The organism is Micromonospora sp. NPDC049799, from assembly GCF_040656655.1.
In the GTDB taxonomy this organism is placed as follows: Bacteria; Actinomycetota; Actinomycetes; order Mycobacteriales; family Micromonosporaceae; genus Micromonospora.
Genome location: NZ_JBFAMU010000222.1, coordinates 1 through 8,180 on the forward strand (window position 1 = coordinate 1; position 8,180 = coordinate 8,180).

Sequence of the window (8,180 nt, forward strand, 5' to 3'; positions counted from 1 at the left end):
GCCGTGACGGCGGAAGGCGGCGGCCGGGCATGACGGTGCGGACCCCGCCGGCGTACGCGGGCCGGCGGCACGAGTGCGGGGAGGCGGCATGACCCGGCCCGGCTTCGGCGGCGACCTGCCGGCGGTGTTCCCGGACTGGTCGCCCTACCAGGACCTCGAGTCGGCGGCACGCGCCTACCTGCGTGACCCCGACGTGGCCCTCGAGGCGCTCGGCGGGGTGCTGCGGGGCGCCTCCGTGCTCGGATTCACCCTGGAACGCTTCGTCAACGAGGTCAACGGCGTATGGCAGGAGGTCGTCGTCTGCGACGGCAGCCGACTGATCCTCTGGCACGGCGAGGACGTGCCGCCCGGTGAGGGCCCACCCGGCTCGATGACCTCCTCGCTGCGCGTGGTCCCGGTCAGCACCGTCACCGAGGTGGGCTGCCGGCGCCGGCTGACCCGCGACGACGACGGCGGGATCCGCGTCGACAGCATTGACGTCTACCTGCTGCTGACCTCGCTCGACGAGGCCCCGCCCACCGAGGAGGTCGTCGGCGGGCCCCGCCACGACGCGCTGCGCTTTGGCAAGACCCTCGACGACGGCGGCGCCGGGCAGATCGCCCGCCTGGAGGAGTTCGCCCGGCTGGTGGCGTCGGTGGTCGGCCGACCGATGCTCTGACACACGCCCGTCGGCGGGGCCCGGTCGATGCCGGGTCGGCCCAGCGGTGGGGCAGCTCGACACCGCGACCGCTGGACCGCGTCCGTCAGTCCTCGGCCTCCGGGCCCGCCACCTCGACGCCGTCGCTGCCGCGCACGACGTGGATGCAGTCGCCCGGGCACTCCTTCGCCGAGTCGATCACCTCGAGGCGCAGGTGCTCGGGCACGTCCACGCGGGCACCCGGCGCCTGGAGCAGCTCACCGTCGGGGCCCTTCACGTACGCCAGGCCGTCGATGTCGAACTCGAACACCTCCGGCGCGTACTGCACGCAGAGCCCGTCACCCGTGCAGAGATCCTGGTCCACCCAGACCTGCAGCTGGTCGGTCGCGACCTCGGCCACCGGTGCACCCCCCATGTTCTCCCGTCCCACGCCTCGACGGTACCCGAACGCCCGTTCCGGCCCGCCGACCCACCCTTGGCGATCAAGGTTCGGTGACGAGGGCGTTGCGTGGGACCGAATCGGCCTCATAGCGGCTAGTGTTAGGGCAGAACGTTCAAGCCCCCCGGGGAGGTGGGACGTGGCACGCAGCGACGACGCGGACTCGCGCGCCGCACGGTGGGAGAAGGAGGCCCACGATCTCTCCACGCAGGTCGCGTTCCTTCAAGAGGAACTCGCTCTGGTGCGGCGCAAGTTGACCGAAAGCCCCCGACACGTCCGGCAGCTCGAAGAGCGGCTGGCGGCCACCCAGGCACAGTTGGCGCGGCTGACCGAGAACAACGACCGGCTGGTGAGCACCCTCAAGGAAGCTCGCGCGCAGATCGTGACGCTCAAGGAGGAGATCGACCGCCTCGCGCAACCGCCGAGTGGCTACGGCGTCTTCCTGGCCCGGCACGACGACGGCACGGTGGACGTGTTCACCGGCGGTCGCAAGCTCAGGGTCGCGGTCTCGCCCTCGCTCGACGTGGACGAGCTGCAACGTGGCCAGGAGGTCCTGCTCAACGACGCGCTCAACATCGTCGACGCGTTCGGTTTCGAGCGGGTCGGCGAGGTGGTGATGCTCAAGGAGATCCTCGCCGGTCCCGACGGAGCGGCCGGTGACCGGGCGCTGGTGGTCTCCCACTCCGACGAGGAGCGGATCGTCCACCTCGCCGACACCCTGATCGGCACGCCGATCCGCGCCGGCGACTCGCTCATGATCGAGCCCCGCTCGGCGTACGCGTACGAGCGGATCCCGAAGAGCGAGGTCGAGGAGCTGGTCCTGGAGGAGGTGCCCGACGTCGACTACACCGACATCGGTGGCCTCCAGTCGCAGATCGAGCAGATCCGCGACGCGGTGGAGCTGCCCTTCCTGCACGCCGACCTGTTCCGTGAGCACCAGCTCCGCCCGCCGAAGGGCATCCTGCTCTACGGCCCGCCCGGCTGCGGCAAGACGCTGATCGCCAAGGCGGTGGCCAACTCGCTGGCGAAGAAGATCGCCGAGCGGATGGGCAAGGAGAGGCACACCAGCTTCTTCCTCAACATCAAGGGCCCGGAGCTGCTCAACAAGTACGTCGGTGAGACCGAGCGGCACATCCGGCTGATCTTCCAGCGGGCGCGGGAGAAGGCCGGCGAGGGCACGCCGGTGATCGTGTTCTTCGACGAGATGGACTCGATCTTCCGGACCCGTGGCTCGGGTGTCTCCTCCGACGTGGAGAACACGATCGTCCCCCAGCTGCTCAGCGAGATCGACGGTGTCGAGGGCCTGGAGAACGTCATCGTCATCGGCGCCTCCAACCGGGAGGACATGATCGACCCGGCCATCCTGCGCCCCGGCCGGCTCGACGTGAAGATCAAGATTGAGCGGCCCGACGCCGAGGCCGCCAAGGACATCTTCTCCAAGTACATCCTCTCCGGGCTGCCCCTGCACCCGGACGACCTGGCCGAACACGGCGGCGACCCTCAGGCCACCGTGGCGGCGATGATCGATGCGGTCGTGCTGCGGATGTACTCGGAGACCGAGGAGAACCGCTTCCTCGAGGTCACCTACGCCAACGGCGACAAGGAAGTCCTGTACTTCAAGGACTTCAACTCCGGCGCGATGATCCAGAACATCGTCGACCGGGGCAAGAAGATGGCCATCAAGGAGTTCCTCACCTCCGGTCGCAAGGGCCTCCGGCTCCAGCACCTCCTCGACGCCTGCGTCGACGAGTTCCGGGAGAACGAGGACCTTCCCAACACCACCAACCCCGACGACTGGGCCCGCATCTCCGGCAAGAAGGGCGAGCGGATCGTCTACATCCGCACGCTCGTCTCCGGAGGCAAGGGCGCCGAGGCCGGCCGGTCCATCGAGACCGCCAGCAACACCGGCCAGTACCTGTAGCCGACGTCGGCGACGGCGGGGCGGCGCCATCCGGCGCCGCCCCGCCGTTCCGGTTTTCCGGACGACGTGAAGCGGCTCCAGCCGCTAGGGTCTCGGCGTGCGACGACGACTCATTCCCGCCCTTGCCCTCGGCCTCACCGCGCTGCTCGCCGGCTGCGGCACGGACACCGACTCGCCGGCCGGCGCCGCGCCCAGTCCCTCGTTGACGGCCAGCAGCGCCGCCGTCGACCCGGTCGCCGCCATCACCGGCAGCCTCGCCCGTAGCGTCCGTGAGCCGGTGCGCATGGACGTGACCATGGGCGTCGGCGGCCAGTCCCTGCGCCTGGAGGCGGCCGTCGACCCGGCCACCGAGGAGATGACGGTGGAGATGAGCGGACCCGAGTCCTTCACCCTGATCGTGTCCAAGGACGCCGTCTACCTGAAGGACGAGACCGAGGACGACGCCTGGATGAAGCTCGACCGTGCCCGGCTCAAGCCGGGCGGCCCACTGTCCCAGGGCCTCGACATCGAGTCGCAGGCCGGCATCCTCGGTGGCGTCGTCTCCGCCCAGTCGGCGGGCGACGGGCGCTACACCGGCATCGCCGACCTCCACAAGGCGGCCGCCGCGGCCGGGAGCGACGACCAGCGCGAGTCCCTCGAGAGCATCGCCAAGCTGGTCAAGCAGCCCTCCGCGGTGCCGTTCGAAGCCTCGATCGACGCCGAGGGTCGGCTGACCGCCCTCAGCTACACCGTCGACATGCCTACCGGATCGATGAAGACCGAGATGACGCTGCACAGCTTCGGCGAGCCGGTCACCATCACGCCACCCCCGGCCTCGCAGACCGAGGATGCGCCGGACTCGTCGTACGCCTTCTTCTGATTCCACGGCGACCCGGCGCTGCGCGCGCGACCGCCCGCGGGCCCGGCGCGCCACCTACCGTCGAAGCGGCGACTACGCTCGACGTGACGGGGACCGGACGGGCGAGGGAATGCGGGTAGGTCGATGAGCGTAAGACGGATCATGGGCACCGAGGTCGAGTACGGCATCTCCGTGCCCGGCCAGGCCGGAGCCAACCCGATGGTCACCTCGTCGCAGGTGGTCAATGCCTACGGGGCACGCCCGGAACTCACCCGCGGTGGACGCGCCCGCTGGGACTACGAGGAGGAGTCGCCGCTGCGCGACGCCCGCGGCTTCACCTACTCCGGTGCCGCCTACGACCCGGCGGAGGCGCTCGCCGACGAGGATCTCGGCCTGGCCAACGTGATACTCACCAACGGTGCCCGCCTCTACGTCGACCACGCCCACCCGGAGTACTCCACTCCGGAGGTGACCAGCCCGCGGGACGTGGTCCGCTGGGACAAGGCGGGGGAGCGGGTGATGGCCGAGGCGTCCCGCCGGGCCGCCACCATTCCGGGCACCCAGCCGATCCACCTCTACAAGAACAACACCGACAACAAGGGCGCGAGCTACGGCGCCCACGAGAACTACCTGATGCGCCGGCAGACGCCCTTCGCCGACATCGTCGCGTACCTGACGCCGTTCTTCGTCACCCGGCAGATCGTCTGCGGCGCCGGCCGCGTCGGCATCGGTCAGGACGGCGGGCAGACCGGCTTCCAGATCTCCCAGCGCGCCGACTTCTTCGAGGTCGAGGTGGGGTTGGAGACCACCCTCAAGCGGCCGATCATCAACACCCGTGACGAGCCGCACGCCGACGCCGACAAGTACCGCCGGCTGCACGTCATCATCGGCGACGCCAACCTGTCGGAGATCTCCACGTACCTCAAGGTGGGCACCACCGCGCTGATCCTCACCATGATCGAGGAGAAGGCGCTCGGCCCCGACTTCGGCATCGCCGACCCGGTCAGCGAGCTGCGCGCGGTCAGCCACGACCCGTCGCTGAAGCACCTCATGCGGCTGCGCGACGGGCGCCGGCTCACCGCCCTGGACGTGCAGTGGGCGTACCTGGAGCGGGTGCGCTCCTTCGTGGACGACCGGTACGGCGACGACGTCGACGAGCAGACGGCCGACGTGCTGGACCGGTGGGAGGACGTCCTGGACAAGCTCGGCCGCGACGCGTTCCTCTGCGCCGACCAGCTGGACTGGGTGGCGAAGCTGCGGCTGCTGGAGGGCTACCGGGAGCGGGAGAAGCTGGGCTGGGGCTCGCACAAGCTGCAACTGGTCGACCTGCAGTACTCCGACGTCCGCCCGGAGAAGGGCCTCTATCACCGGCTGGTGTCCCGGGGCGCGATGAAGACGCTGCTGACCGACGACGAGACCCGTCGGGCGATGACCGAGCCGCCGGAGGACACCCGGGCGTACTTCCGGGGCCGCTGCCTGGCCCAGTACGCCTCCGAGGTGGTCGCGGCGAGCTGGGACTCGGTCATCTTCGACGTGGGCCGGGAGTCGCTGGTCCGGGTGCCGATGATGGAGCCGGAGCGGGGCACCCGCAAGCACGTCGGGGCGCTCTTCGACCGCTGCGAGAGCGCCAAGGACCTCCTGGAGACGCTGACCGGCGGCTGAGCCCCCGTCGTCGCCTCCGGCGTACGCCGAACACGATCTGCCCGTCGGTGCCGCAAGCGGCGCGCGGCGGGCTTTTCGTCGTTCCCGCGAGGTAAGTTCATCGCAGACGATCGTGGAGGAGGCAGTCATGGCCACTCGTGACACCGGCGGGCAGTCGCAGTCGGGCAAGTCCCGGCAGGGCGAGGAGATCGAGGACGTCACCACCGAGGCGAACCCGGAGGTCGCCGAGCGGCACGCCGAGATCACCGAGGACGTCGACGACCTGCTCGACGAGATCGACTCGGTCCTGGAGGAGAACGCCGAGGAGTTCGTGAGGGGGTACGTCCAGAAAGGGGGAGAATGAGGCATATGTCCGATTTGCCCTCCGGCTCGGATAAACTATGCCCTCAGTGTCAGCGCTCGCTGCCGATCTCCGAGTTTCACCGTAACCGCCGCCGGACGGACGGGCTTGCCTACTACTGCAAGTCATGCGCGGCCGCCCGTTCGGAAGCTAGCCGGCGTAAGCGTGGCATCGCGCCACAGAAGCGGTCACCGTCGCCGGTCGGTCCGGGTCTGAAGTGGTGCCCGGACTGCAAACAGATCAAGTCGCTCGAGGATTTTCCCACCACGAGCAGGAAGGCGAGCGGTCGGCACAGCTACTGCAAGCCATGCCATAACGCGCGAGGCAAGGAAACCGTTCAGCGACTGTACGGCGGTAGCCGTGAGTACCACCTGCGCCGCCGCTACGGCGTCGGGCAGAAGGAGTTCGACGAGCTCCTGGCCGGGCAGGGCGGCGTCTGTGCCATCTGCGCGGGTGAAGATCCCCAACATCTGGACCACGATCATCGCACCGGGTGGGTGCGCGGGATACTCTGCTTCAACTGCAACGGTGGTCTTGGCCAGTTCCGTGACAGTCCCACGAGGCTGGCCAGGGCGATCACGTACCTGAGAGGAACCACGTGGCAGCGGGTTTTGATCCATCCGGGCGTCTACCAGATGTGTTCACCAACGCGGGGACGTCCTCCTTCACGACCTTCCTGAGCAAGGTGGCTCCCGAGATGCTGCCCGGTCGACGGCCGCTGCCGCCGGGCATGGCCGCCGACCTGGCGCCGCACGCGACCACCATCGTGGCGATCTCCGCCGCCGGGGGTGTCGTGATGGCCGGCGACCGGCGGGCCACCATGGGCAACCTGATCGCCCAGCGCGACATTGAGAAGGTGCACCCGGCCGACGCGTACTCGCTGGTCGGCATCGCCGGTACGGCCGGCATCGGCATCGAGCTGATGCGACTGTTCCAGGTGGAGCTGGAGCACTACGAGAAGATCGAGGGCGCGATGCTCTCGCTCGACGGCAAGGCCAACCGCCTCGCGTCGATGATCCGGGGCAACCTCGGCGCGGCGATGCAGGGCCTCGCGGTGATCCCGCTGTTCGCCGGCTTCGACCTGGCGGCGGGCGACCCGGCGCGGGCCGGGCGCATCTTCAGCTTCGACGTCACCGGCGGCCCGTACGAGGAGACCGGCTACGACGCGATCGGCTCCGGATCGATCTTCGCCCGCTCGGCCCTGAAGAAGCGGTTCCGGGCCGGGCTGTCCATCGACGACGCGATGCGGCTCGCGGTGGAGGCGCTCTACGACGCGGCCGACGACGACACGGCGACCGGCGGCCCGGACCTGACCCGGCGGATCTACCCGGTCGTGATGACCGCGACCGCGGAGGGCACCCACCGGCTGACCGACGCCGAGACGGCGGCGATCGCGGAGAGCGTGGTCGCCGGCCGGATGGAGAACCCGGGCGGCTGAGCCCCCACCCGACAGCAGTCCCCAGCACAGCGCCCTAAGGAGAACCGCCGCCGTGGCCATGCAGTTCTACGCCTCGCCCGAGCAGATCATGCGCGACCGCTCCGAGCTGGCCCGCAAGGGCATCGCCCGGGGCCGCAGCGCGGTCGTCCTCAGCTACTCCGGCGGGGTGCTCTTCGTCGCCGAGAACCTGTCCAGTGCGCTGCACAAGGTCAGCGAGATCTACGACCGGATCGGCTTCGCCGCGGTCGGCAAGTACAACGAGTTCGAGAACCTGCGCCGCGCGGGCGTGCGGATGGCCGATCTGAACGGTCTGAGCTACGACCGGCGCGACGTGACCGGTCGGGCCCTGGCGAACGCGTTCGCGCAGACCCTGGGGGCGATCTTCACCGAGCAGTCGAAGCCGTTCGAGGTGGAGATCTGCGTGGCGCAGGTCGGTTCCACCCATGAGGACGACGAGCTGTACCGGCTCACCTACGACGGTTCGGTCAACGACGAGCCGGGCCGGATGGCGATGGGCGGTCAGGCCGAGGCGATCACCGGCGTGCTGAAGTCGAACCACCGGCCGGACATGTCGCTGCAGGACGCCGTGAAGGTCGCCGTGCAGGCGCTGAGCACCGTCGGGGGTGAGGGTGGTGCGGCGCGCACCATCGCCGCCAACCAGCTGGAGGTGGCCATCCTGGACCGCCGCCGGGTGGGTAGGACGTTCCGGCGGATCACCGGGGCGGCGCTGACCGCGCTGCTGGACGGGGAGAAGGCGGCCGAGGCTCCGGCGTCCGAGCGTCCGGACACCCCGACGCAGCCGACCGAGGAGTCCCACAAGCCGACGACGTCGGCGGGCTCGGCCGACCTGGAGGGCCAGCAGCCCGAGGCGTGACGCGCCGCGCGGGCGTCCGGGCCGGTCCCGG

At 69.8% G+C, this 8,180-nt stretch carries 9 protein-coding genes; 8 read left to right on the forward strand and 1 reads right to left on the reverse strand.

The features are described 5' to 3' along the window. Positions 1-88: 88 nt before the first annotated feature. Positions 89-658 carry a hypothetical protein gene (locus AB0I76_RS17475; RefSeq protein ID WP_357036099.1) on the forward strand — a complete coding sequence of 190 codons (570 nt, stop codon included), beginning with the start codon at positions 89-91 and terminating at the stop codon, positions 656-658. A gap of 85 nt (positions 659-743) precedes the next feature. On the opposite strand, the gene AB0I76_RS17480 is transcribed toward AB0I76_RS17475, so the two are convergent. Continuing rightward, the gene (locus AB0I76_RS17480) at positions 744-1,037 is read right to left on the reverse strand and encodes a ferredoxin (protein WP_357036123.1); all 294 of its coding nucleotides are present in this window, start codon (positions 1,035-1,037) and stop codon (positions 744-746) included. Between the two features lie 178 nt (positions 1,038-1,215). Here AB0I76_RS17480 and arc point away from each other — a divergent pair, with 178 nt between their 5' ends. The 7 genes from arc (at position 1,216) to prcA (ending at position 8,149) form a co-directional block, all read left to right on the forward strand. Further along, on the forward strand, positions 1,216-2,997 hold the full coding sequence (gene arc, locus AB0I76_RS17485) for a proteasome ATPase (RefSeq protein ID WP_357036102.1): 1,782 nt from the start codon (positions 1,216-1,218) through the stop codon (positions 2,995-2,997). Between the two features lie 97 nt (positions 2,998-3,094). Further along, a complete protein-coding gene (locus tag AB0I76_RS17490; RefSeq protein WP_357036105.1) occupies positions 3,095-3,856 on the forward strand; it encodes a hypothetical protein in 762 nt (253 codons plus the stop codon). A 123-nt stretch (positions 3,857-3,979) separates the two neighbouring features. Continuing rightward, the gene (gene dop / locus AB0I76_RS17495) at positions 3,980-5,497 is read left to right on the forward strand and encodes a depupylase/deamidase Dop (RefSeq protein ID WP_357036109.1); all 1,518 of its coding nucleotides are present in this window, start codon (positions 3,980-3,982) and stop codon (positions 5,495-5,497) included. A gap of 127 nt (positions 5,498-5,624) precedes the next feature. Beyond that, complete coding sequence (locus AB0I76_RS17500; protein ID WP_357036112.1) at positions 5,625-5,840, forward strand: ubiquitin-like protein Pup; 216 nt, start codon at positions 5,625-5,627, stop codon at positions 5,838-5,840. A gap of 5 nt (positions 5,841-5,845) precedes the next feature. Continuing rightward, on the forward strand, positions 5,846-6,517 hold the full coding sequence (locus tag AB0I76_RS17505; RefSeq protein ID WP_357036114.1) for an endonuclease VII domain-containing protein: 672 nt from the start codon (positions 5,846-5,848) through the stop codon (positions 6,515-6,517). Then, positions 6,436-7,275, forward strand: a complete 840-nt coding sequence (gene prcB / locus AB0I76_RS17510; RefSeq protein WP_357036117.1) for a proteasome subunit beta — start codon at positions 6,436-6,438, stop codon at positions 7,273-7,275. The genes AB0I76_RS17505 and prcB overlap by 82 nt, the downstream gene beginning before the upstream one ends. A gap of 52 nt (positions 7,276-7,327) precedes the next feature. Beyond that, entirely contained in the window at positions 7,328-8,149 is an 822-nt protein-coding gene (gene prcA, locus AB0I76_RS17515; RefSeq protein ID WP_357036120.1) for a proteasome subunit alpha, read from the forward strand. The last annotated feature ends 31 nt before the right edge of the window (positions 8,150-8,180 follow it).

Bases quoted from the DNA above. Each gene is read 5' to 3' on its own strand.
- AB0I76_RS17475 (WP_357036099.1), top strand. From the start codon at position 89: ATGACCCGGCCCGGCTTCGGCGGCGACCTGCCGGCGGTGTTCCCGGAC.
- dop (WP_357036109.1), top strand. From the start codon at position 3,980: ATGAGCGTAAGACGGATCATGGGCACCGAGGTCGAGTACGGCATCTCC.
- AB0I76_RS17500 (WP_357036112.1), top strand. From the start codon at position 5,625: ATGGCCACTCGTGACACCGGCGGGCAGTCGCAGTCGGGCAAGTCCCGG.
- AB0I76_RS17505 (WP_357036114.1), top strand. From the start codon at position 5,846: ATGTCCGATTTGCCCTCCGGCTCGGATAAACTATGCCCTCAGTGTCAG.